At 66.1% G+C, this 24,007-nt stretch carries 22 protein-coding genes; 4 read left to right on the forward strand and 18 right to left on the reverse strand.

The window, feature by feature from the left end:
• Positions 1-429 precede the first annotated feature (429 nt).
• On the forward strand, positions 430-1,587 hold the full coding sequence (locus AC0KVN_RS22270) for a sensor histidine kinase (RefSeq protein WP_435568111.1): 1,158 nt from the start codon (positions 430-432) through the stop codon (positions 1,585-1,587).
• A gap of 52 nt (positions 1,588-1,639) precedes the next feature.
• Here AC0KVN_RS22270 and AC0KVN_RS22275 read toward each other — a convergent pair whose 3' ends face one another.
• A complete protein-coding gene (locus tag AC0KVN_RS22275; RefSeq protein WP_004207433.1) occupies positions 1,640-2,290 on the reverse strand; it encodes a response regulator in 651 nt (216 codons plus the stop codon).
• Positions 2,291-2,591: 301 nt separating this feature from the next.
• On the opposite strand from AC0KVN_RS22275, the gene AC0KVN_RS22280 reads away from it, so the two are divergent.
• Positions 2,592-3,641: a SphA family protein gene (locus tag AC0KVN_RS22280; protein ID WP_435568113.1), complete on the forward strand. Its 1,050-nt coding sequence runs from the start codon at positions 2,592-2,594 to the stop codon at positions 3,639-3,641.
• Between the two features lie 16 nt (positions 3,642-3,657).
• Here the strand turns inward: AC0KVN_RS22280 and AC0KVN_RS22285 are convergent, their stop codons facing one another.
• Both AC0KVN_RS22285 and AC0KVN_RS22290 read right to left on the reverse strand, forming a co-directional pair.
• A complete protein-coding gene (locus AC0KVN_RS22285; RefSeq protein ID WP_435568114.1) occupies positions 3,658-6,174 on the reverse strand; it encodes an ABC transporter permease in 2,517 nt (838 codons plus the stop codon).
• The gene (locus tag AC0KVN_RS22290) at positions 6,171-6,860 is read right to left on the reverse strand and encodes an ABC transporter ATP-binding protein (protein ID WP_483656389.1); all 690 of its coding nucleotides are present in this window, start codon (positions 6,858-6,860) and stop codon (positions 6,171-6,173) included. Before AC0KVN_RS22290 ends, AC0KVN_RS22285 begins: the two co-directional genes overlap by 4 nt.
• On the opposite strand from AC0KVN_RS22290, the gene AC0KVN_RS22295 reads away from it, so the two are divergent.
• Complete coding sequence (locus AC0KVN_RS22295; protein ID WP_435568115.1) at positions 6,859-7,581, forward strand: arylesterase; 723 nt, start codon at positions 6,859-6,861, stop codon at positions 7,579-7,581. The genes AC0KVN_RS22290 and AC0KVN_RS22295 overlap by 2 nt on opposite strands.
• Positions 7,582-7,692: 111 nt before the next feature.
• On the opposite strand, the gene AC0KVN_RS22300 is transcribed toward AC0KVN_RS22295, so the two are convergent.
• From AC0KVN_RS22300 to AC0KVN_RS22365, 14 genes are all read right to left on the reverse strand, one after another.
• The gene (locus tag AC0KVN_RS22300) at positions 7,693-8,034 is read right to left on the reverse strand and encodes a hypothetical protein (RefSeq protein ID WP_483656390.1); all 342 of its coding nucleotides are present in this window, start codon (positions 8,032-8,034) and stop codon (positions 7,693-7,695) included.
• A 164-nt stretch (positions 8,035-8,198) separates the two neighbouring features.
• Entirely contained in the window at positions 8,199-8,945 is a 747-nt protein-coding gene (locus tag AC0KVN_RS22305) for a prepilin peptidase (RefSeq protein ID WP_435568116.1), read from the reverse strand.
• Positions 8,942-9,664 (reverse strand): type II secretion system protein N, encoded by a 723-nt coding sequence (gene gspN / locus AC0KVN_RS22310; protein ID WP_435568117.1) that lies wholly within the window; start codon positions 9,662-9,664, stop codon positions 8,942-8,944. The genes AC0KVN_RS22305 and gspN overlap by 4 nt, the downstream gene beginning before the upstream one ends.
• Complete coding sequence (gspM, locus tag AC0KVN_RS22315) at positions 9,661-10,149, reverse strand: type II secretion system protein GspM (RefSeq protein WP_029547544.1); 489 nt, start codon at positions 10,147-10,149, stop codon at positions 9,661-9,663. The genes gspN and gspM overlap by 4 nt, the downstream gene beginning before the upstream one ends.
• Positions 10,146-11,264, reverse strand: a complete 1,119-nt coding sequence (gspL, locus tag AC0KVN_RS22320) for a type II secretion system protein GspL (protein ID WP_483656391.1) — start codon at positions 11,262-11,264, stop codon at positions 10,146-10,148. The genes gspM and gspL overlap by 4 nt, the downstream gene beginning before the upstream one ends.
• Positions 11,261-12,256: a type II secretion system minor pseudopilin GspK gene (gspK, locus tag AC0KVN_RS22325; RefSeq protein WP_125999318.1), complete on the reverse strand. Its 996-nt coding sequence runs from the start codon at positions 12,254-12,256 to the stop codon at positions 11,261-11,263. The genes gspL and gspK overlap by 4 nt, the downstream gene beginning before the upstream one ends.
• Positions 12,243-12,938, reverse strand: a complete 696-nt coding sequence (gspJ, locus tag AC0KVN_RS22330; RefSeq protein ID WP_435568119.1) for a type II secretion system minor pseudopilin GspJ — start codon at positions 12,936-12,938, stop codon at positions 12,243-12,245. Before gspJ ends, gspK begins: the two co-directional genes overlap by 14 nt.
• Positions 12,938-13,372, reverse strand: a complete 435-nt coding sequence (gene gspI / locus AC0KVN_RS22335; protein WP_435568173.1) for a type II secretion system minor pseudopilin GspI — start codon at positions 13,370-13,372, stop codon at positions 12,938-12,940. Before gspI ends, gspJ begins: the two co-directional genes overlap by 1 nt.
• 112 nt (positions 13,373-13,484) lie before the next feature.
• Entirely contained in the window at positions 13,485-13,934 is a 450-nt protein-coding gene (locus AC0KVN_RS22340; RefSeq protein WP_435568174.1) for a GspH/FimT family pseudopilin, read from the reverse strand.
• A 235-nt stretch (positions 13,935-14,169) separates the two neighbouring features.
• Positions 14,170-14,676: a type II secretion system major pseudopilin GspG gene (gspG, locus tag AC0KVN_RS22345; protein ID WP_435568120.1), complete on the reverse strand. Its 507-nt coding sequence runs from the start codon at positions 14,674-14,676 to the stop codon at positions 14,170-14,172.
• Between the two features lie 11 nt (positions 14,677-14,687).
• Complete coding sequence (gene gspF / locus AC0KVN_RS22350; protein WP_004207447.1) at positions 14,688-15,905, reverse strand: type II secretion system inner membrane protein GspF; 1,218 nt, start codon at positions 15,903-15,905, stop codon at positions 14,688-14,690.
• Positions 15,898-17,412 (reverse strand): type II secretion system ATPase GspE, encoded by a 1,515-nt coding sequence (gene gspE, locus AC0KVN_RS22355; RefSeq protein WP_010336568.1) that lies wholly within the window; start codon positions 17,410-17,412, stop codon positions 15,898-15,900. The genes gspF and gspE overlap by 8 nt, the downstream gene beginning before the upstream one ends.
• 23 nt (positions 17,413-17,435) lie before the next feature.
• Positions 17,436-19,682, reverse strand: a complete 2,247-nt coding sequence (gspD, locus tag AC0KVN_RS22360; RefSeq protein ID WP_048937269.1) for a type II secretion system secretin GspD — start codon at positions 19,680-19,682, stop codon at positions 17,436-17,438.
• Positions 19,679-20,539: a type II secretion system protein N gene (locus tag AC0KVN_RS22365; RefSeq protein WP_435568121.1), complete on the reverse strand. Its 861-nt coding sequence runs from the start codon at positions 20,537-20,539 to the stop codon at positions 19,679-19,681. Before AC0KVN_RS22365 ends, gspD begins: the two co-directional genes overlap by 4 nt.
• 184 nt (positions 20,540-20,723) lie before the next feature.
• Between AC0KVN_RS22365 and AC0KVN_RS22370 the strand changes: the two genes are divergently transcribed.
• On the forward strand, positions 20,724-21,383 hold the full coding sequence (locus AC0KVN_RS22370; RefSeq protein ID WP_435568122.1) for a prolyl hydroxylase family protein: 660 nt from the start codon (positions 20,724-20,726) through the stop codon (positions 21,381-21,383).
• Positions 21,384-21,523: 140 nt separating this feature from the next.
• Here the strand turns inward: AC0KVN_RS22370 and AC0KVN_RS22375 are convergent, their stop codons facing one another.
• Positions 21,524-23,650: a TonB-dependent receptor domain-containing protein gene (locus tag AC0KVN_RS22375; protein ID WP_435568123.1), complete on the reverse strand. Its 2,127-nt coding sequence runs from the start codon at positions 23,648-23,650 to the stop codon at positions 21,524-21,526.
• Positions 23,651-24,007: the final 357 nt, after the last annotated feature.

A 24,007-nucleotide genomic window follows, 5' to 3' on the forward strand; every position in this document is an offset into this window, starting at 1 on the left:
AAACCAAAGAGTCCTACCTCGGCTTCGTCAATCTCGTCTCAGCCCTGCAATGGATACCCTTTGTCCACGAAACCTAGGTATATTTCCTTATACCTAAAATTATACATAAAACCCACATTTCTTCAAAGTATACAATGTCATACTTTGGTCCATTAACGCTGTTAAACGCCCATTTCACATAGGTTTCGTAGCAGCAACCCGCCAAACATTCATCAATGCGGAAAGCATCGAAAGGCCAGGAAAAACTCTGCTTTTTACACAGGCTTGACCATTGCTACATAGAATCACCATCGGTATACTTACCGATAACAGGGTCGCTCGTTAGTTAGTCCATTTTCACGCGGCATTTGCCGCGCAGATGATCTTTACGCGCCGGGACTTTCGCCCCGGTCGAATGATACGGGCATTTTAGCTGGTGAGGGAGACGTCATGCTCGAACTACATCAAGCGGGGGCACCCTATTATCCGAAGTTTTTCGGTGACGAACGTGGCAGTGCCGCAGTTCCCGCCCCGATCTACCTGGTTCCGCCCAGTCAGCCCCATTTGGCGTCCCGCGCAGACCTGCAGCGGCTGATCAACAGCATTCCGGTCAAGATCGTGGTGGTGGATCGCGATGCCTGCATCGTGGCCATCAATGGCGCCTGCCAACCCTATCTCCGTGCCGTCGGTCTCGACCTGCATCTCGTGGCAGGCCAGAGCTATTACGCCGTCAAGGCACGTTTCGCCGCACCACCGCCAGATGCCCGCAGCGTGAGCGAGCATGTCGCCGCCCTCTGCCAGCACAGCACGCCCTTCAGCCAGACACTCAGCTTCCCGCTCGCCGGGCAGGACATCCGCATGGTCGTCCATGGCGAACGCCTGCCGGGCACCGAGGATCTGTTCATCCTCAGCCATCTCGACGATGAAGATCCGGAAAGCGAAACCGCAAATCCCCGTCGCTACCACCTCTCGATGCTGCAGGCGGAGGAAGAGGAGCGCAAGCGGATCGCCCGCGAGCTGCATGACGAAACGGCCCAGCAACTGGCCCTGATGCAGTTCAACCTCATGGCGCTGCGCAACAGCGACATGAGCCCGCAGGCAAACGACGCCTATCAGGCGATGGAAAGCGCGCTCAAGGCGATCCAGGATCAGGTACGCACGCTCAGCTATCTGCTCCATCCGCCCGAACTGGCGGAAGATGGCATCGAGGCGGCCCTCGCCCATTTCACCCGCGGCTTCGCCCGCCGGTCCGGGCTACAGGTCGAATTTCGCTGCCTTTCGGGACCGATCAAGCGCGATCCGGACATGGAAATCGCCTTCTATCGCGTCGCGCAGGAAGCACTGGCCAATGTCTACAAACATGCCAATGCCAATCATGCGGTCGTCCGGTTGCGGCGGACCCAGACTGGCTTCGCGCTGGAGATAGAAGATGATGGCCGGGGCGTGCCGGAACATATCCTCAACGGCCAGGGCCGCGACATCGTCGGCGTCGGCCTGTCGGGCATGCGAGAGCGCGTCGTGGCCCTCGCCGGCCAGTTGGAAGTCCGCCGCACCGGCGCCGGCACGCTCGTCACCGCGACCATACCGCGCCGCCGCCAGACCGACTGATCTCGCCTGATCGGCGGAGCAGGATCAGGCCCGCCCGCCGATCGCCCGCCGATCAGGGTTCGACGATATTATTGCGCACCGCGTAGCGCACCAGTTCCGCCGTCGTCCCCAGCTTCAGTTTGTGCATCGCCGCCGCGCGATGGGTTTCGACCGTCTTCACGCTGATATCGAGCAGATGGGCGATCTGCTTGTTGATCTTCCCTTCCGCGATCAACTGGACGATCTCGCGCTCGCGCGGGGTCAGCGTGGCGACATTGCTGCCGGCCACGCTGCTTTTTACATAATGGTCGAGCAATGTTTCGGAGATCGCCGCCGAGAAATAGGGCTTGCGCAGCGACAGCGCCTCGACCGCCGACTGCAGATGCTGGCCGCTGTCGGACTTGAGCACATAGCCACGCGCGCCCGCGCGCAACACCTCGACCAGCAGATCCTCTCGATCATGCATGGTGTAGATCAATATCTCGATCCGCGGGAATTCCTGCTTGAGCGCGCGGGTCAGTTCCAGCCCGTTCATCAGCGGCAGCGAATAATCCAGGATCGCGATGTCCGGCTGGGTATCGCGCGCCGCCTTCAGCGCGTCATGCCCGTCCGATGCCTCGGCGACGATCTGCCAGCGATCCTGGGTTTCGAGGAAAGTCCGAACCCCCTGGCGCAAGGCCTGATGATCGTCGGCAATCAATATCCGCGTCAATGGCTTGCTCATCCCTTACCCCTGTCCACTCCCGATGGCGCCCATGATGAGCCTGCCTATCTTTGCGGCCCGCCCGCCTGAAACAATGGGGGTTTTCCCCCGCATTAGCCGATATTGCCCCGACAGCGCGCAAAGCCGCCAATATCCGCCTTTCCGTCATGGTCTACGCGGGGCCTGGCAGCGGAAAATCTGCCATGCCCCGCCATATTTGGCGAGAGGAAAGCATGGTTATCGTGCATTTTCCTGATCTTAGCATCGATCACAGGGTTTTCTGCGATGCGAGCGTCCCCCAACCGGGTCGGGGATTATCCCGATGGCCCCACCCGCCGCGCCGATGGATGATGGCACCGGGCTTCATGGCCTTCAGGGAAAATGGGGACAGATGATGCGCAACGTGAAGACCTGCCTGCTGGGCGTCCTCCTGCCGCTGGCCGGGGCGATCAGCACCCCGGCGAAGGCCGTCGAGGGCGCAGCCAGCCTCTATGTTCCCGGCACCGGCGGCCCCGCGACCGCCGTGATGCCGCCGCTGGAGGGTGTCTATTTCGACGACACCATCTACATCTACAATGGCAGCGCCAGCGCCAGCAAGGAATTCGTCGTCGGCGGCAATGTCGTCGCCGGTCTCGATGCAACGATCGTCGCCGACTTCCTGACGACGCTGGTCGTGCCCTCCACCAACTTCCTGGGCGGCACATTGTCGATGGGCGTGACCGTGCCGGTCGGCGCGCCGATGATCGATGCCAATGCCGTCGTCACCGGCCCGTTCGGCAATCTGCGCAGCCTCAACGTCCATGATTCCGCGCTGGTGGTCGGCGATCCGGTGTTCAACACCATGCTCGGCTGGAAGGCGGGCAAGCTCCACATCCAGGCCAGTAGCATGGTCAACATCCCGGTCGGCCATTATCGCGAGGACCAGCTGGCCAATCTGGCGCTGCATCGCTGGGCGGTCGACACCTCGCTCGCGCTCAGCCTGCATGATGATGAGAGTGGCTGGGATCTGACCGGCAAGGCCGGCGTCACCTTCAACGGCAAGAATGATTACACGGAATACGACAGCGGCAACGAGTTCCACCTCGAAGGATCGGTGGAAAAGGCGCTGTCGAAGAAATTCTCCATCGGCGCCCAGGGCTATTGGCTCAAGCAGATCAGCGATGACAAGAGCAGCGGCGCCCTGCTCGGCGCCTTCCGGGGCGAGGTGGTCGGCGTTGGCGGCACCGCCGCGCTCAATGTCACCATGGGCCGCTCGCCCGCGACCTTCCGCCTGCGCGCCTTCAAGGAACTCGACGCCACCAACCGGCTGAAGGGCGAGGCCTTCTTCCTCAGCCTCAGCCTCCCGCTCTACATGAAGATGCCCCCGCAATAGCGCCGGGGCATCCCCTCTATAGCTGCCGCAGCGCCCTTGCGGGCCGCACCGACATCAGCGGGATCGATCCGGCAAGGCCGATCCCCAGCGTCAGCACCGCCCCGCCCGCCAGCGTCGCCAGCACCACGCCCCAGTCGGGCGCCCAGCCAAAGTTGAACAGCTGCACCACCACATACCAGGCGGCCACCCCGCCCAGCAGCAGCGCGACCAGCGCCAGCAATCCGGCCAGCACGCCATATTCCAGCGCCTGCGCCCCCAATATCTGGCCGCGCGTGGCGCCCAGCAGCTTCAGCACCACGCTGTCATAGCTGCGGCTCTGCCGCCCGGCCGCGATCGCCCCGATCAGCACGGCGACACCCGCCAGCACCGTCACCGATGCCGCCGCCAGGATCGCGCCGGACATCTGGTCCAGCAGGCCGGACACCTGGCTGATCACCTGCCCCACCTCGATCACCGACGCGCCGGGGAAGGTCGCCAGCAGCGCGCTCGTCACCGCCTGCTCCTGGCGCTTGTCGGGCAGGCTGATCGTCGCGGTCAGGCTGTGCGGCGCCGACGCCAGCGTGCTCGGCGAAAAGACCATCACATAGTTGAAGCCCATCGTGTCCCAGTTGATCTTGCGCAGCGACGCGACCCGCGCCTCGATCTCGCGGCCCAGGATCGACACGGTGATGCGATCGCCGACCCAGATGTCCAGCGCCTTGGCCTGGTCGGCGTCCAGCGACACCAGCGGCGGCCCGACATAATCGCGCGGCCACCAGCGTCCCTCCACGATCTCGCTGCCTTCCGGCAGGGTCGCGCTATAGGTGACGCCGCGCTCGCCGCGCAGGATCCACGCCCCTTCGGGCTTTTCCTTCAGGTCGGCGACGCGCTTGCCCGAATAGCCGGTCACCGTGCCACGCAGGATCGGCACGACATTCAGCTTCGCCGTCGGCACGCGTTTGGCCATCAAAGCGCGAAACTGCGCCTCCGCCCCGGCCGGCATGTCGAGTATGAACAGGTTGGGCGCCTGTTTCGGCACGGTCCGGCCGATCTCCGCCTGGATGCTGGTCTGGATCGCCGCCAGCGTGACGAACAGGGTAAGCGCCAGCCCCAGTGCCACGGTCAACGCCGCCGTCTGCGCGCCGGGCCGATGCAGGTTGGCGAGCGCCAGCCGCAGCAGCGGCCGCCGCGCATGGGGCATACGCCGCGCCAGCCACCTTATCCCCTGCCCCATCGCCAGCAGCAGCAACAGGGTCGCCGTAATGGCGCCCAGCATGGCCGCGGCGAACATCGGTGTGCGGGCCGTCAGCAGCACGACCGCGACCAGCAGCGCGATCGCACCGCCAACCAGCGCCAGCGTCCGCCGGTCGATCCGCCGCCGCCCGTCGACCAGGGTGCGCAGGATCGCCGCCACCGGCTCGGTCCGCGCACGGGCCAGCGGCGGCAGGGTGAAGATCAGCGCGATCAGCAGGCCATAGGCCGCGCTCGTCACCAGCGGCAGCGGATAGAGATGGAAGCCCGGTGCCACCGGCAGCATGTCGCCCGCCGCCCAGACCAGCAGGGGTGGCGACAGCGCGCCCGCCACCAGCCCGGCCAATATGGCCAGCCCCGCAACCACCCCGATCTGCAGCAGATAGATGCGCTGGATATCGGCCGAAGTCGCCCCCAGCACCTTGAAGGTCGCCAGCGCACCGCGCTTGATCGCCAGATAGGACGCGACGCCATTGCTGACGCCGATCCCGGCGATCACCAGCGCAGCCAGGCCGATCAGCGACAGGAACTGGCCCATATTCTCGATGAAGCGGTTGGTGCCCGGCGCCGCCCGTTCACGGTCCTTAAATTCCCAGCCCTGCTCGACATAGCGCTTCTCCAGCCGCTCGCGCAGCGCCTGCGCATCCGCCCCGGCGGGCAGGCGCAGCCGATATTTGGCGCGGTAGAGGCTGCCCGGCTGGATCAGCCCGGTGCGGTCCAGCCCGTCCATCGACACGATCGCCACCGGCCCCAGGGTAAAGCCCTCGCCCACCCGGTCCGGCTCGTCGGCGATGATGGCGGCGACGGTGAAATCGGCAGTGCCATAGCGCAGCGCGTCACCGACGCCGATCGCCATCCGCTCCGCCAGGGCCGGGCTGATCAGGATGCGGTCGGCCGCCAGCGACGCATAGCGTCCATGCTGCAACGCCAGCGTGCCATAGAGCGGATAGGCATCGTCCACGCCTTTCAACTCGGTCAGCAGCGGCGGCGCCGCGCGCGCGCCGCCCTTGTGGACCATGGCGCGCAGCCGCACCGTCTCGCTCGTCCGGCCCAGCCGCGCGATCGCCTGCTGGTCGCGCGCGTCCATCACCCGCTGCGTCATGGCGATCTCGACATCGCCGCCCAGGATCATCTGCCCCCGCGCCGAAATCTCGCCGGTGATCGCGCTGGTCAGGCTGCCGATCGCCGCCAGCGTCATCACGCCCAGGAACAGGCAGACGAACAGCAGCCGCAAGCCGCGGAACCCGGCATGCAGGTCGCGCCGCGCGATCCGCCAGCTTGCCCCCCACCCCAATGTCGTCACGCGGCAACCTCGCCGCTCAACTGGCCGTCGCGCATCTCGACGGTCCGGTCGCACCGCGCCGCCAGCGCCGGATCATGGGTGATGATCAGCAGGGTCGCGCCGCTGGCCTGTTGCCTAGCGAACAGCAGGTCGATGATCGCCGTGCCGGTCGCCTGGTCCAGATTGCCGGTCGGCTCGTCGGCGAACAATATCGCCGGATCGGGCGCCATGGCCCGCGCGATCGCCACGCGTTGCTGCTCGCCGCCCGATAGCTGGGCGGGATAATGGGACAGGCGATGGCCCAGGCCCACCGCCTTCAATTCCTGCGCCGCCCGCTCGAACGGATCGGTAAGTCCCGTCAGTTCCAGCGGCACGGCGACATTCTCCAGCGCCGTCATCGTCGGCAACAGATGGAAGGATTGCAGGATGATGCCGATCCGCCCGCGCCGCGCCCGCGCCAGCCCATCCTCGTCCAGCGAGCGATAATTGACGCCCGCGACGCTGACCGTGCCGCCGCTCGCCTGTTCCAGCCCCGACAGGATCGCCATCAGCGATGACTTGCCCGATCCCGACGCGCCCAATATCGCCAGGCTCTCGCCGCGACGAATATCCAGGTCGATGCCCTTCAATATCTGCGTGTTGCCGAGCGAGAGGGTGACATTGCGCGCCTGGATCGCGATATGGGGGGCATCGATGGTCGCATGCATGAAGAAGGAAGGCTCCTTGGCGAACGGTTTCCGGCTATATGGGTTCTCGCTGCTGCTTGTCCAACTGCTCGCCGCCTGTTCCCCAACGAAGGAGCAGGCGCTTCCCGCCGCTGACAATGGCGCCGCAAACCTGACAGCGAAGGCGACACAGCCAATCGCCGATGGCAAGTTGGTCGTAGTGTTCGGCGACAGCCTCTATGCCGGCTATAATCTTCAGCAGGATCAGGGCTTTGCACCCATTCTTGAACAAACCCTGTCAAAACAGGGGATCAAGGCCCATGTCGTCAATGCCGGCGTGTCGGGCGACACCAGCGCCGACGGCCTCGCCCGCCTCGCCTTCGGTCTCGACGGCCTGCCGCGCAAGCCCGACCTGGTGCTGGTGGGCCTGGGCGGCAACGACATGCTGCGCGGCCTCAGCCCGCAGGCGACCCGGACCAATATCGACGCCATCCTGACCGAGTTCGCCAAGCGCGGCATTCCCGCGATGCTGACCGGCATGATGGCATCCCCCAATATGGGACCGGACTATGCCGCCGCCTTCAACCCCATCTATCCCAATCTGGCAAAGAAGCACGGCGTGCCGCTCTACCCCTTCTTCCTCGACGGCGTGATCGGGGAGCGCAGCCTGCTGCTGCCCGACGGCATCCACCCCAACCCGCAAGGCGTCCAGCGCATCACCGCCAAGGTCGCGCCGTTGGTGGCCAGGCAGTTGGGGGAGTAGACCGCGGGAGAAAATCGGGTGTCCGTCAAAATGGCTAAAATGGGTGGATAGCGGACCGTCGGCTTCTAGCTTGAACCGTTGAGAAAGCCGACATTTGCCGAACTGCGTAGCTTAAATGCCTATATTTTCTGCGAATGTGCCCGCTATCCCAGCGATACATGATCCAATTACCGTGAACGCAGCCATCGAAGCTATAGACAGATCAGCACCAAAAATCGCGTTTATGACGGCTGTGATTGGAAAGACAACAAACCCGGCACAGAAATAGAATACACCGCGCCGTGGATTGAAATCAATTGCTTTGGCTTTTGGGTCAGGCGGATCGCGGAGCACCCAAACCGAGCCTAGTCCAATTACCAACAGCGGAAGCCAAACCCAGATCGGCCAATTTTGCCCGTCCTTAAAGACCCATGCCTGCACAAGACCGGCAAGGCAGAGAAGGGCAGCGCCCAAATATGCTAACGACTCTCTATTGAACATACGATCGCGCAAGCCTCACACTATGTGCATGATCCTGCCACCGACCAAGTATGTCTGCAATGGCGACCAGAGAACGCCACTCTGAACGGCAACAAATGGTCGCTTCCTGCCCGCCCAAATTTGCCCTCACGGCCCCGCTAGATCAGCCCTCGCACGATCCAGCCCGGCAGCGTCGCGATCGCCAGCAACGTCCCCAATGGCACCCGGCTCTGCCCCTGCACCGCCCGGCCCAGCGCCAGCGCGATCAGCGCCCCTACCAGCCCCAGCGACGCCGCGATCAGCAGGATGAAGGGCAGCGCCTGCCAGCCCAGCCAGGCGCCGATCGCGCCGAGCAGCTTGGCGTCGCCCAGCCCCAGCCCTTCACGCCCGCGCAGCGCGCGATAGCCAAGCGCGATCGCCAGCAGCCCCAGATAGCCCGCCGCCGCGCCGATCACCCGATCGATCAACGCAACATCGGTGGTCCACAGCCCCAGCGTGAAGCCGAAGAAGGCCAGGGGCAGGGTCAGCGCATCGGGCAGCCAGAAATGGCGCCAGTCCAGCACCGCCAGGGTCAGCAGCAGCCAGCCGAGCAGCGCCCAGCCGATCCCGCCCAGATCCGGCACGAAACCCAGCGCCAGCGCGCCGGTAATGGCGCAGCCCGCCTCCACCCGGCCATGGAGCGGATCGATCGCCGCGCCGCAGGTCCGGCATCGGCCGCGCTGCACCAGCGCGCTCAGCATCGGGACCAGGTCGATCGGCCCCAGTAGCCGGCCACAACCGTCGCAGGCCGACCGGCCGCGCATCACGCCACGCCCCTGCGGCCAGCGCAGGATCAGGGTGGCAAGAAAGCTGCCCGCGATCGCCCCCGCGACCGCGCCGACCAGGGCCGCCCAGGGATCGATCACAACGTCCCTTCGACCTTCAGCACATAGGCGTTGCCGACCGTGGCGAAGCCCGCCTGGCCCAGTGTCCCGGCCAGCGCCGGGTCGGCGGTTTCCACCCGCATTTCCGCAGTATAGCGGCCCGACCGCCAGATGCGCAGGTTGATCTTCTCCATCCCCGACTGGCTGACCAGCGGCAGCAGCAGCGCGTCACCATCGCAGGCAACCGTGCCCGACAGCCCCTGCGACAGGTTCAGCCCGGCAATCTGCGTCGCCATCCGCGCCCGCACCCGACCTTCGGCATGGCCGCAGACGTCGCCGCGATAATAGCCGCTGACATCCTCCATCATCAGCCCGCTGACCGGCAGCGGCGCGAAGGTGCGGCCCAGCGGCACCGAACCGGTCACGTCATCGATGCCGATCCGGTCGAGCCCGACGGTCAGCGCGCCGACGATGTCGTCGGGCTGGCCGCGATGCCGGGCGATGTCGAACCGCGCCCGGCCGACCAGCAGCGAGACAGGCGACAAGCCGGCGCGCACCGACCCCATCGGCATTTCACCCAGCATCAGCTGGTCGATCCGCCCGCTCCACACGCTGCCGCGTATCTCGCGCGCGGCCAGGCCCAGCCGGTCGAGCTGCGCCAGCCCCAGCGCCACCCGCATCGGAATGAAGAGGATCAGGCCAAACACGAACAGCGCGATCAGGATGATGCGCATCCGGCGCGACAGGATCAGCCCCTTCATTGGCCGCCTCCCCGCACCAGCACCGCCTGCACCGACACGCTGCCCGCCGTCGGCGAGGGCCGCGCGCTCATCGTCTCGACGCGAAGCCCCTGCGCCTCCAGTCCCGCTATCCAGCTCATCATCGCCACTGGACGGACCGAGGCGATGGCGATCTCCATCCGGTCATTGCCCTGCGGCTGCGCCCGTTCCAGCGTCAGCCCGGCCTCGCCCGCGCTCTGGCCGACAAATTGTTCGATCGGGACGGCCGGGCCGGTCGGCGCGGGCCTGCGCGGCAGATGCTTGAGCAGCTTCACCTTGGCGCGGATCGCCGCGTTGCGATCGGTCGCCTCGCGCAAAGCATCGCGGGCGGAAACCTGCGCATGGGTCAGCGGCCGGGCCACGCCCAACCACAATATCACCACCGCCAGCAGCGCGAACATCACGCCCAGCATCCATTGCTCGCGCGGCGACCGCTCGATCCAATAGGCTTTCATCCTGTCCATCATGACCGCACCGTAATATCTGCCAGCGTGCGCCCGCCCGGATCCTGGGACGGGGTCGCGGTGATCGTGTAACCGGCCGCCTGCAGCGCCAGCAGCACGATGTTGATGTCATCCGCCTTGGCGGCGGCCAGCGTCGCGCGCAGCATCCCGTCGGGATCGCGCGACAGCGCCGTCAGCGACACGCCCGGCGCATCCTGCATCGCGCTCATCAGGCCCGCGACCGGCGCGGTGAAGGCATAGGCTCCGGCCCCGCGCGCGGCGAGTTGCCGGTCCATCTCCGCCTCGACCTGCATCACGTCGTTCGCCTCGGGCAGCACCTGCCGCGCCAGCGCCAGGCTCTCGCCATCGACCTGGCTGGCGGCAACATTCTGCCGCACCAGCGTTACCAGGCTGATGAGCAGGCTGGCCAGCAGGATCAGGCCGCACCAGATCGCGACCCGGCCCAGCGCCCGCGTATCGATCTGCCGCCGCACCCGCTTGGCGAAATCGCCCTGGCGCAGGTCGATCGGCGGCGCGTCGAGCGCCGCCACCAGCCGCGCTTCGGTCTCGTCCGCCCCAACCTCCCTCACCGGCGCATCGCCGATCAGTTCGGGCAGCGCCATGTCAGCGGTCAGCGTCATGTCCGCGCCGCGCAGCACCTGCGCCCCGCCAATCATTCCGGATACGAAACCAACTTCATTTTCCGGCAGCAACAGCGCCGCCGGCACGATGATGTCCGGGTCCAGCCCATGATGCTGCGCCCAGAGCAGCCAATGCTGCATGTCGCTGCGCGCCGCGACCGCCACGATATGCGGGCGGGCGGGATCGTCATTCTCGTCGGCGGCGGCGAACAGCTGGCCGGACGGCAGGATGGCGCCGGCCAGCGCGCCCAGCCGCGCCGCCGCCCGCCCCTGTCGCGCCGGCAGGTCAGGATGCGACACCCAGTGCAGCGCCACCAGCGCGGCCGGCGGCACCAGCATCACCCGCGCCTTGTCTGACAGCGCAGCAAGGCCACAGGCGGCGAGCCAGTTGGCACCGGCGCCGGTCTGGACGATCGCGCCATCCACCACCCGCATCCATGTCGGCGCGTCCTCCGCCCCTTCGGGCAGGGCGATGATCAGGGCATCGGCCGAACTCATGCGCCCGCCCCCCAATCGCGCCGCACCAGCCGGATCGGCGGTTGCCGGGCATCGATCAGCCCGCGCTCCACCACTTGCGTTCCCCCTACATTCACCGACACGTCCACTCTGAAAAATCCCGTCGTCAACTTGACCTGCTCGGCCACCTCGGTGAGCGGGCTGAGCCCGACCAGAGAGGGTGCCTGCCAGAATTGGGTTGTGCTGCCGTAGCCTTCCGCCGGCCGTTGCGCCAGCAATTGCCGTGCCTGCGCCACGCTCAACTGCCCCGGCAGCAACATCGCGAACAGGGGTGCCTGATCGGGCAGCAAGGTGTTGATATTGATCGGCGACATGTCCGATACCGGCAGCGCGCAGACCCACGGCCGGACCAGATCATAGACCGCCGGCGTGATGCCGTTCACCGCCCGCAGCTCGCTGGCGTCGACCATGAAGCGGTTGGCGGTGCGATAGGGCCGCGCCGCGCGGGCATAGGTCTCGTCCTCCGCCCCAGCCGGTTGGGGCACGCTGTCGGTATCGATCCAGTCGGCGAGCGAGGCGGCGGCGACCTGCGCCTGGCGCACATCGACGCCCAGCGCCTGCAACAGCGCCTGAAACTGCGAAACCGCCACCGGGCGCACCTTCAGGCTGTTCTCATTATTGCCGGCGACCACGCTGTTGAGGTTGAAGCAGTTGCTGCCGTCGGTCACCCGCGCCGTCGCCATGCCGCCGGGCACCGGGATCGCCTGCGGCGTGCCCATCCAGTTGCCCGCCAAGGTCGTCTTGCCGGGGCTGGCCGCGACCAGATCGCCGATCTTGAGGCGCGCGATCACCATGCCGGCATCGGCAAAGGCCCGCCCCTGATCGACCGCGCCGCCATTGCCGGTCATCCGTGTCGCCAGCGCCACCCGCTCCAGCGCCGTGGCCGCCACCACCGCCATCACCGCGACCAGCAGCAACACGGTCAGCAGCGCGGCGCCGCGCTCTTCGGGCCGGTTGGGATCAGGCCGCCGCATTGGCCGCCTCCTGATCGTCGAGCGGGGCTTCCTTGGGACCGGGCGCCACCAGGAAGCGCAGCGTGACCGGCGGCTCGCCCGTGCGCTTGACCACCATCTCCACCGCGCGCGGCATCAGGTCGGGCTGGCCCGGCGTCCAGTCCTCGCGCCACTTGCCCTCTACGTCGCGGAAGCGCAGCGTCACCTCCTCGACATGGTCGAGCAGCGCCGCCGGCTCGTCGCCCGCCGCCCCGTCGATTTGGGCATAGCCGCGCCGTTCCAGCCGGCCTTGCCGCACCCAATATTCGACCTTCTGCAACGATGGCCGGGGCAGGTCGCCCAGATTGTCCCATCCGCCGCGCACGAACTGCATCACCGGCTGTTCCTCGCCATCACGATGCGCCCAGAAGGCCGGCGCCAGCGTCCCCGCCTCGGTGCGACTGATGCGCGGCACCGCCTGGCCAAGATCGGCCGACAGCGCGCCCGCCGCCCGCTGGATCGCCGCCATGTCGTCCAGCCTCGCCTTGACCTGCGCCTGCGCCGACACGCTGTTGCCCAGCAACAGCACGCCTGCCGCCGCCAGCATCGCAAAGATCATCAGCGCGACGAGCAGCTCGATCAGCGTGAAGCCGTGTTCGGCGGAACGCCTCAAAGACGTAAAACCTTGTTCCCCTCGTCCGCCTTCCGGCTTCTCCGGCCTCATCACTCCACCTCTCGCAGGAAGCTGAGCACCACCGGTGAGGCGCCCGGCTGGCCATCGACCACCAGATCGACCTGCAACAGGCGCTTGTCCTCGGTCGCCTTGACGGTGCGGGTCCAGTGCCAGCGGCGACCGCCATTCTCGACCTCGCCATCCTCCTCGCCGACCGAGGGCGGGGCCACATCGCTCTGCACCTCAACCATCAGGTTGCGAGCGACGATCTGGCCCAGCGCCTTGCTGTCGAGATCGGCAGCGGTGCGCAGCGTCACCCCCTGCAACCGCACCAGCGCCAGCGCCGCCAGGCTGAACACCGCCAGCGCGACCAGCATTTCGAGCAACGTGAAGCCCTGTTGGGCGGAACGGGACGAAGACGTGAAGCCGTTTTCGGCGGAACGCCTCCCCCTCTTACTGCCGTCATCCCGGACTTGATCCGGGATCCATTCAGCACTCCATCGCCGGGCGTGGAGCCCTGTTGGGTGGAACGCTTCAAAGCGCAGCGCCGAATGGATCCTGACTTTCGTCAGGATGACGGAAGAAAAGGACCGCCGATCAACCACCGACTGCGACCTTTCCGGCCATGTCGACGCTGACCTGCACCCGCTCCGCCTCGCGCGCCAGGGTGATAGTCAGCGGATCGGTGGGCAGGCCGGTGCCGTCGAAGGCGATCTGCTGGCGGCCGTCCTGGCCCACCAGCGCCCGCGTGCCGATCTTCCAATTGGCGCTGACGAAGGGCTTTTCCTCCATCGGCACCCATTGGCCGCCCTCGCGGCGCTGGAAGCCATAGCCCGAGGCGGAGACCCACACGCCCATAGGGCGCGCGGTGACGACCGCTTCGTCGCGCGCGGCGGCAACGCGCGCGGCAAAGCGATCGGCATCATCGACGATCCGGCCGCGCGGATCGGGAATGGCGATCACCACGGCAGCCGAAATGAAGCCGATGATCGTCAGCACGACCATCAGCTCTATGAGGGTAAAGCCGTGTTCGGCGGAACGCGACAAAGGCGTGAAGTCCTGTTGGGCGGAACGTTTCACAGGCATGAAGTCCTGTTGGGCGGTACGGCCGCCCCGCTCACCGCCGTCATCCCGGACTTGATCCGGGATCCATTCGGCGCTCCGCTCGCGACGCAGCGCCGAATGGATCCTGACTTTCGTCAGAATGACGGCAGGAGAAATCCACCGGTCAGCCGCCGTCATCCACCGCCCGGCCCTCAAGGCGAGCGGAAGGCGTGCGGCATCACATTTCGCTGGAATAAATGTCCGCATTCTCATTCTCGCCGCCCGGCTGGCCATCGGCGCCCAGCGAGCTGATGTCGAACGCGCCCTTCTTGCCCGGCACGGTGTAGATATAGGCACGGCCCCACGGGTCCTGCGGCAGCTTCTTGATATAGCCGCCACGGCGGTAGCGCTGCGGCTGCGCCAGCGAGGCGGGCGGGTTGAGCAGCGCCTGCAGCCCGTCCGACGCGGCGGGATAGGTCAGGTTGTCGAGGCGATATTGCTCCAGCGCCTGCTCGATGGTCGAAATGTCGGCCTTGGCCTTTTCGACGCGCGCGGTGTCGGTCGCGGGAATGACGTTGATCGCCACGATCGTCGCCAGCAGGCCGATGATGACGATCACGACCATCAGTTCAACCAGCGTGAAGCCGTGTTCGGCGGAACGCCTCGAAGACGTGAAGCCGTTTTCGGCGGAACGCCCCACTTGCTTTTCGCAATGCGCATGAGAGTGGGAGAGGATCTTTCGCATATTCTACTCCTTCAAGCCCCGGTCAGGCTTTGCAGCTGCAGGATCGGCAGCAGGATGGACAGGATGATGACGGCGACGATGCCGCCCATCAATATGATGATGATCGGCTCCAGCATGGCGAGCGCGGCCGAGGTGAAGGCGTCGAACTCGCGCTCCAGATAATCGGCCGCGCGCTCCAGCATCGTGTCGAGCCGCCCAGCACTCTCGCCGCTCGCTGCCAGATAGACCAGCAGCGGGGGAAACACCCCTGCCCGCTTCAACGCCGCCGACAGGCTGCCACCGCCCCGGATCGCCTCGACAATCTCGTCCGACGCCTTGCGCAGCACCCGATTATGCACCGTGTTTGCGGTCAGCGACAGCCCCTCCATCAACGGCAGCCGGCTCGCCACCATGGTCGAGAGCGTGCGCGCCATCCGCGCGGCGTGCAGATCGCGGATCAGCCGGCCCAGCACCGGCAGGCCCAGCAGCATCGCGTCGAAGCGATAGCGGAAGCTGTCGATCTTGAGCGCGCGCCAGAAGCCGAAGGCGCCAAGCCCGATCAGGATCAGCAACAACCACCAATAGCCTGCCAGGAAGGCGGAAATGCCCATCACCATCCGCGTAAGCAGCGGCAATTGCTGGCCCACCGTGTCAAACTGTTCGACCACCTTGGGCACGACGAAGATCATCAGCGCCGCGACCACGAACACGGCGAAGGTCGCCAGCACCGAAGGATAGGCGATCGCGGTCAGCACCTTGGAGCGCATCACCGCCTGCCGCTCCATCAGTTCGGACAGACGCTCCATGATGGTGGGCAGGCTGCCCGAGCTTTCGCCGGCCGAGATCATCGCGCGATAGAGGGCGGGAAAGCTTTTGGGCTCCGCGCCCAGCGCATCGGCCAGCCGCCGCCCCTCCAGCACGCCCGAATGGACCTTGCCGACGATCGCCCGGACATGATCCTGCTCGCTCTGCCGGCTGATCGTGCGCAGCGATTCCTCCAGCGGGCTCACCTGGATCAGGGTGGAAAGCTGACGGGTAAACAGCGTCAGTTCCTTGGCCGACAGCTTGGGCGCGCGCAGCGACAGGCCGGCCCGCTTGCGCGCGACCGACACCGCGCCCGGTTCCAGCCGGACGACGAACAGCTTGCGCGCATCCAGCTTTACCCGCGCCTCGTCCAGGCTGTCCGCCTTGACGCTGCCCTTGCGTTCCTTGCCCGCCGGGTCGATCGCGACATAGTCGAAATCAGCCATCGGCAATGGTTTCCACCTCGGTCGCATCGCGGCGCGACACGCGGATCGCTTCCTCGGCCGTGGTCTGGCCGTCGCGCACCAGCGCGCGCGCGGCCGACCCCAGGTTCGGCGCATTCAGGAAGGCATGGCGGGCGATCAGCGATTCGTCGCCGCCATCGTTGATCAGGCGGCGGATCGTGTCGTCGACGCGGATCGCCTCGAACACCCCGATCCGGCCCTTGTAGCCGGTGCCGTTGCATTCGTCGCAGCCGCGCGCCCGGTAGATGATGGTGCCGGGGTCAAAGCCCAGCAGCGCGCTTGCCGACTTGTCGGCCTGCACCGGCTCGCGGCAATGCTGACACAGGCGCCGCACCAGCCGCTGGGCGACGACGGCGCGCAGCGTGGAGGCGAGCAGGAAGGGTTCGACCCGCATGTCGCGCATACGGGTGATCGCGCCGACCGCGTCATTGGTATGGACGGTCGACAGCACGAGATGGCCGGTCAGAGATGCCTGCACCGCAATCTCGGCCGTTTCGCGGTCGCGGATTTCGCCGACCATCACGACATCGGGGTCCTGGCGCAGGATTGCGCGCAGCCCGGCGGCGAAGGTCAGGCCGACCTTGGCATTGACCTGGGTCTGGCCGACGCCTTCCATCGCATATTCGACCGGGTCTTCGACGGTCAGGATATTGCGGCTGCCATCGTTCAGGTTGCGCAGGCCGGCATAGAGCGTGGTGGTCTTGCCCGAACCGGTCGGGCCGGTGACCAGGATGATGCCATTGGGCTCGCTCAGCCCCTCACGGAAGATGCGGTCGGGCGCGCCGGTCATGCCCAGCAGGTCGAGCGTGATACCGGCATTTTCCTTGTCCAGGATACGCAGCACCACCCGTTCGCCCGCCCGGCTCGGCAGGGTCGAAACACGCACGTCGAGCAGCTTGCCGCCCAGGGTCAGGCCGATGCGGCCATCCTGCGGCACGCGCCGTTCGGCAATGTCGAGCCGCGCCATCACCTTGATGCGGCTGACCACCACCGGCGCGACATGCGGCGGCATGCGCAGCGTCTCGCGCAGCACGCCATCCACGCGCATCCGCACGATCAGCCCCGTCTCATAGGGTTCGATATGAATGTCCGACACGCCCTGGCGTGCGGCCTCGGCAATGATGCCGTTGATCAGACGGATCGCCGGCGCGTCGTCCGCGCTGTCGAGCAGGTCGTCGGCGGTCGGAATATCGGCGGCCAATATGTCCAGTTCATCCGCGCCGACGTCGATCGACCCAGCCATGGCGGCGGCGCTGCCCTCCATCGCATAATGATCGGACAGATGCCGGTCGAACTGCGGCGCCTCGACGAAGCGCACGTCGAAGCTGCGGGCAAGATGGCGACGCACCTCCAGCAGCACGCGCGGATCGCTGCCCTCGCGCACCGCGATCGACAGTCGCTCGCCATCCTGCGGCAGCATCACCACGCCATGCTTGCGGGCAAAGCCATAAGGAATGTCGACCGGTCGTGGCGGAAGAACCGACGGCATTACCGTCACATGCTCCTGTTCGCTCACTTCTGCTCTCCGCTTGGCGGCAGATCGACCGGGCGGACGACGCCGCTCGACTGCCGCACCGTGGGTTCGATGACCTGCACCTGTCCCGGTGCCGGCGATGTCGCCGGCGCGGCGGCACCGGCCTGCGGCTCGACCGTCATATCGCCGGGCTGTGGCGCGATCGGCGGCTGCGCACCCATATAGTCGCGCACCAGCTCGTCGATGGTCGGCTCGCTGTCGGGGCTGCGCTGCAACTGCATGCCGCGCACATAGCCATAGCGCTGCTGGGTCAGGCGCTGCGCATCTTCCTTGGTGCGCAGGATGGTCGGCCGGATGAAGACCATGAGGTTGGTCTTGGTCCGGCTCTTGCTGCGCGACTTGAACAACTCGCCAATGCCCGGAATGTCGGACAGCAGAGGGATGCGCTCGATCGTCTTGCGCTCATTATCGTCCAGCAGGCCACCCAGCGCCAGGATTTCGCCGTCATCGACCGTGACCGTGGTCTCGATCTCGCGCTTGTTGATGATCAGGTCGCTGCTCGAATTGCTGACCGGGCCGGCCACGCTCGACACTTCCTGCTTCAGGAACAGCTTGATCGCACCGCCGGTGTTGATCTGCGGCTTCACCTCCAGCTTGATGCCGACATCTTGGCGCTGGACGGTGCGGAACTGGTTGTCGAAATTCTGGCTCAGCGCCTCGCCGGTGGTCACCGGCACCTGCTGGCCGACCAGGATCGACGCCTTCTGATTGTCCAGCGTCATCACCGACGGCGTGGAAAGCAGATTGCTCTCGGTATCCGACTTCACCGCATTGATGATCGCGCCGAAAATGCCATTCTTGCCGATCTGGGTGCCCAGGCCGCCGACGATGCCGGTCGCGCTGGCCAGGCTGTCCACCGCCGCCTGGGTCAGGCTGCTGGCGAGGTCGCTGTTGGTCTGCGTCTCGGTCGTCGTGGTCGTGCCGTCGGCCGCCACCACCGTCGTCTTGGTGGTGCCCAGCTTGGTCGCGCCATAGGCACCGGCAATGGTGATCAGGCTGGGCGAGGCATTGCTGTAATTGGTCGCGGCAAAGCCGGTCGACGTGCTGCCGAGCAGGAACTGCACGCCCAGCTTCTTGGCCGCTGCGTCGCTGATCTCGACGATGATCGCCTCCACCAGCACCTGCTCGCGGCGGGTATCGATCTGGCGGATGGTCTCGCCCAGCATGCGCTGCACGTCGCTGTTGGCCGCGACGATGATCGCATTGGCGCCTTCATAGCGGGTGACGATCGCCGGGCCGCGGGTCGAAATGCCACTGCCGCTCGATCCGCTGGAGGCCGCTGCGACCGGCGCTGCCGCGGCGCTGGCCGGAGCCGCGCCGCCACCAGCGCCGCCGCTGGCGCCAGCCGCCGGCACCGACGAGGTGACGGGCGAACTGCTCGACTGGCCGATCAACTGCTGCAACACCGGCAACAGCTTCTCCGCATCGGCATGCTCCAGCCAATAGACGCGGATTTCCGTGCCGCTCGCCGCCTGACGGTCCAGCTCGCGCGCCATATTGGCCAGCCGGGTGACGGTGTTCACATCGCCGCGGATCGCAATCGCATTGCTGCTGTCGATCGGCACCACGCTGGCGGCCGCCGGCGCGCCATTCTCGCCGCCGCCACTTTGCACCAGCGCCTGCAGCGATGTCGCGATCTCGCGTGCGCCGGCATTTTTCAGCATCACCATCTGGGTCGAGCTGGTGTCGCGGTCGACCCGCGCAATCACTTGGCGGATGCGCGCGACATTGTCGGCATAGTCGGCGACGACGATGCTGTTACCGGCGCGATTGGCCGTAACCGTGCCTTCCTTGCTGATCAGCGGGCGCAGCGTTTCCAGCACGCTTGCCGCATCGACCGATCGCAGGCGGAAGACTTCGGTGACGAAGCTGTTGCGGGTCGCCGCCCGGCCCACCGCGCTCGGCTGGCCGGCCGCGCCGTCCGCTGGCTGGATGCGATAGGCGCCACCGGGCGCCGGCACCGCGACCAGGCCATTGGCGCGCAGCGTCGACAGCACGATCTCGAAATATTCCGACTTGGACAGCGGCCGGTCGGTCACCACCGACACCTTGCCCTGCACCCGGTTGTCGATGATGAAGGTGCGGCCGGTGACGCGCGCGGCATCCTGGATGAAGGCGCGGATATCGGCATCGCGCACGTTCAGCGTCTGCTGCGCATGGCCGGGGACCGGGGCAGCCAGGACCAGCGCGAGGGCGGCGGAATATTTGAGGATATGTCTGGTCATTGGCCTTGCAATATCAGGTTGATCGGCACGGTGACGGCGCCGCGCTCCACGGTCAGGGACAGGCGTGCGCCGGGCACGATCTGGTTCTGCAATGATGCCAGGTCACCGGCCGATCCGATCGGCTGGCCGTTGATCTGGGTCACGATGTCACCGGCCTGGAAACCGGCATTTTGAAAGCCCGGCCCCTTGGGGCTCAGCACCAGCCCGGTCACCCGGCCATTCTGGGTGCGCGGGGAAAAGCCGATGTCGCGCTTCACCGCATCGGCGCTCGGCGCATCGCGGCCCGGCACCGGCGAGGGCGCACCTTCGCCCGGCGCCATATCCCCCTCGGGCGCGCCGCCCGGCCCACCAGCCGGTCCGCCGGCCGCCGACTCCGGCTGCGACTGGTCGAGGAACAACTGCTCCTCCGCCCCGCCGCGATCGATGGTCACATGGTCGAACAACACCGCCTTCAACACCACGCCGGGCATGATCTCGTCCCCCACGGCATAGCTGTTCTGGATGCCGTCAGGCGTCGCCAGGATCGCCGATCCCTGCCCCGTCCCCTCGTTCAGCCGCACGCCATAGAGCGTCAGCGCCAGCGAGGTGACGACGCCATTGCCCGCCTGCGGCGCGCCGGTGCGGAAAAAGGGATCGAAGCTGGCGAACAGCGCCTGCCGCGCACTAGCAGAAAGCAGCTGCGCCTGGCGCCCTTCCCAGGGGCCGAAGGCGCCGACCGGCGTCAGCAACACCCACACCAGCCGGGCGAGCTGCAATGCCAGCACTGCCAGCAACAGCTTCTCGACCAGCCCCAGCCAGTCGACCGGCCGCGCATAGCGCCGCCACCCTTGCAACTTGTCGCCGAACGGCACACGCATGAGCCGGAATGTCCCCCTTGGTTCGCCCGCCTGCTAGGCAACTCTTCTTACTGCCAGATGACGTTTATGTTACCATAATATGACAGGTAGCAATGGGGCCGCGACGATGCTTGCATTTCGCAGGGTCAACGATAGCTAGGGCCACGGAAACCGGCCTGTAGCGCCGTCATTCGCGGAAATGCCCATGACCTTGTCCGACCCGATCCTGTCACCGCCCGCCGCAGCCGACGCCGATCCGGCCTGGATCGCCAGCCATCCGCGCGTCCAGCGCGTGCCCAGCAAGGATCTCACCCTCTTCATCCAGCGTGATTTCCTGAGTCTTGACGAATGCGCGCAGGTGATCGCGCGGATCGATGCGGACCGTCGCCCCTCGACCATCGCGGACGCCAATGGCGATGGCTATTTCCGCACCAGCGAGACCTGTGACCTCGACCATGGCGACCCGTTCGTCGCCGCCATCAACGCCCGCCTCGACAGCTTCGCCGGCATCGCCACCCAATATGGCGAACCGATCCAGGGCCAGCGCTATGGCGTCGGCCAGGAATTCAAGGCGCATACCGATTATTTCGAACCCAAGGGCGCGGACTATGACAGATTCTGCGCGGTCGCGGGCAACCGCACATGGACCTTGATGGTCTATCTCAACGAGCCCGCCGCCGGCGGCGCCACCCGCTTCACGAAGATAGGCAAGACGGTCCAGCCCGAAACCGGCAAGCTGCTCGCCTGGAACAACCGCATCACCCCGGATCGCTTCAACCCCGCCAGCATCCACCACGGCATGAAGGTCCGCAGCGGCGTCAAGCATGTCATCACCAAATGGTATCGCGAACGCCCCTGGGGTTGAGGTGGTGCCCCAGGCGGCGCACATATTACAGCCGCGCTGGGTGATTTTCCGCCAGCGGGGTGGGCGTTCGCAACGTCCGCCCTGCAAGGCAACCATGACACCGCCCCGCGCCTGGCGCGCAGGGCGGCGCCCTTCTCCCGTCAGAAGTCGACCGTAGCCGAGAGCCAGAGGCGGCGCCCTTCCTGGTTGATCGAATAGGCCGGGGTCCAGGCGGTCGTCGTGCCGGTCTGATAGGGCACATAGACCGCATAGTCGGTGTCGAGGATGTTGTAGAGCGTCGCCGACAGGCGGAAGGCCGGTGCGACCTGGTAGGAACCGCCCAGGTGGAAGACTTCATAGCTGCGGAAGTCGCCCACGGACGTCTGCTGCGCATTGGCGCCGCGATAACGGCTGGAACGGATTTCGGCGCGGGTCCAGACGCTGGCCTTGTCGCCCAGCTTCCAGCGCAGATTGCCGTTCAGCATATGCTTGGGCATGCCGATCAGCGGCAGCCCCTCTTCCGCGCCGCTCCGCTGTTCGGTCTCGGTATAGGTATAGTTGGCAGTCAGCGACAGGGTCGACGTCAGGGCGAAACGGGTTGCCACCTCGACGCCGCGGGTGCGGGCCTTGTCGATGTTGATCGACTGGCTGAACAGGTCGACGGTCGGGAACGGGCCGACATCCAGACAGCCGGGGCGATTGGGATTGCCCGAAAACTGGCAGTTGGGGATACCCGGACCGCTGGCGATCTTGTCGGTGAAGTCATTGTTGAACAGGGTGACATTGCCGCTGAAGAAGCCGTCGCCGTCATAATAGAGGCCCGCTTCATAGCTGGTGCTGGTTTCCGGCTTCAGCCCCGGCGTACCAAGCAGCGGGATGCGCCCCTGCCCGCCAAAGCCGATGATGCCCTCGGCAATCTGTTCGACGCGCGGCGTCTTGAAACCGCGGCTGACGCCGCCCTTCAGGGTCAGCACATCATTGATGTTCCACACCGTATAGGCGCGCGGCGACCATTTGTCGCCGAAGGTCGAGTGATTGTCGTAGCGCGCGCCGCCGGTGATGTTGAAGCCGTCGACGACGGTCAGCGTCGCTTCGGCAAAGCCCGCCCACTGGGTGAACTTGAACGGCTCGGGGGCCACGCCCTCGACCATCCGCGCCTTCCAATATTGGCCGCCGACGGTGAAGGCCAGCGCTCCCGCCTTGCCGGCAAAGCGGGAATCGATGATGTCGTTGCGCGCCTCCAGCGTGCGCGGGCTGCCCGGCACCGCGCCCGGCGTGCCATTGGGGATCAGGCGGCCGATCGTCTCGGTCTCGTTGCGGGTCAGGGTGGTGTCGAGCTGGCCGAAGCCCATGCGCCAGTTGTGCGCGATCACATAATTGCTGCGGTTGAACCGCTGTTCGGGGGCATAGCCGCCCGATCCCAGCGTGCCGAGCTGGCCCCGGCTATTGTCATAGCTTTGTTCGTTGCGATCATATTCGAACCACAGGTCATGATCGGCATGGGGCGTCAGCGTCAGCCGGCCGCCATAATTATAGATGTCGGATTCCACCGGGTTCCGGCCCAAGGTCAGCGCCGGGTCGCCGGGGATCTCGATGTCGGAGCCGGCGCGATGGAAGACGCTGCCGCGCAGGGTCAGGCCGGCCAGCCCCTTGATGATCGGCCCCTGGGCAAAGCCGTTGACCGACTGGATATTGCCGAAGCGGTCATCGCCCTGGATCGTGCTTTCGGCGCTGGCGGTGCCGACCCAGCGATCGCCGACCTTGCGGGTGATGATGTTGACGACACCGCCCATCGCGTCCGAGCCGTAGAGGGTGGACATCGGGCCGCGCACCACCTCGATCCGGTCGATCGCGGAGAAGGGCGGCAGGAAGCTGGTGGAGGTTTCGCCAAAGCCGTTGGGCGTGACGCCGCCGGGCGCATTCTGGCGCCGGCCGTCGATCAGCACCAGCGTATAGTCGCTGGGCATGCCGCGGATCGAGATGTTGAGGCCGCCGGTCTTGCCCGCTTCGCCGCCGACATCGACGCCCTGCACATCCTGCAGTGCTTCGGCCAGACTGCCGAACCGCTTTTCCTGCAATTCCTCGCGGCCCAGCACGGTGATGCTGGCCGGTGCCTCGATGATATTCTGTTCATAGCCGGCCGCGGTGACGACGATCGCGCTGGACTGCGCATCGGCATCGGGCGCGGGAGCCTGAGCCTGGGCGGCAACGGGCAGTGCGAGCGCACCGATCAGGGCAGCGCCCGCCAGCAGATGGGCACGCGTAGAGAAGATTACAGGAAATGGCATTTCAGACCCCCATTGAAATAATAGTGCGACTTAGTCGCATTAGAATTTCACGGGCTGATGTGGAGGAAGAAGGTGGCGGTCAATCAATGATGATATGCCCGGCCGCCTGCGCAACAATTTCTCACAATCGCGACACCGGCGGAGCGCAGGCCTTTTCTTTACGGGACATATTGGAGCCGCCTGGGCAACATAAGAAGGGTTGCAGACATCATGGTGGCACCCAATATCCGCTTCGACACTCGTCCGCCGCTACGGATCGCCGCCGCTCCCCGCGCAGCGAGCGCCGGGGCGATCCGGATCGGTGCATCCGGGCCTATCGGGCAGCTTGCAAGCCGGGCGATCTTGGCCTACGCGCGA

This window comes from Sphingobium sp. SG1 (assembly GCF_057063145.1).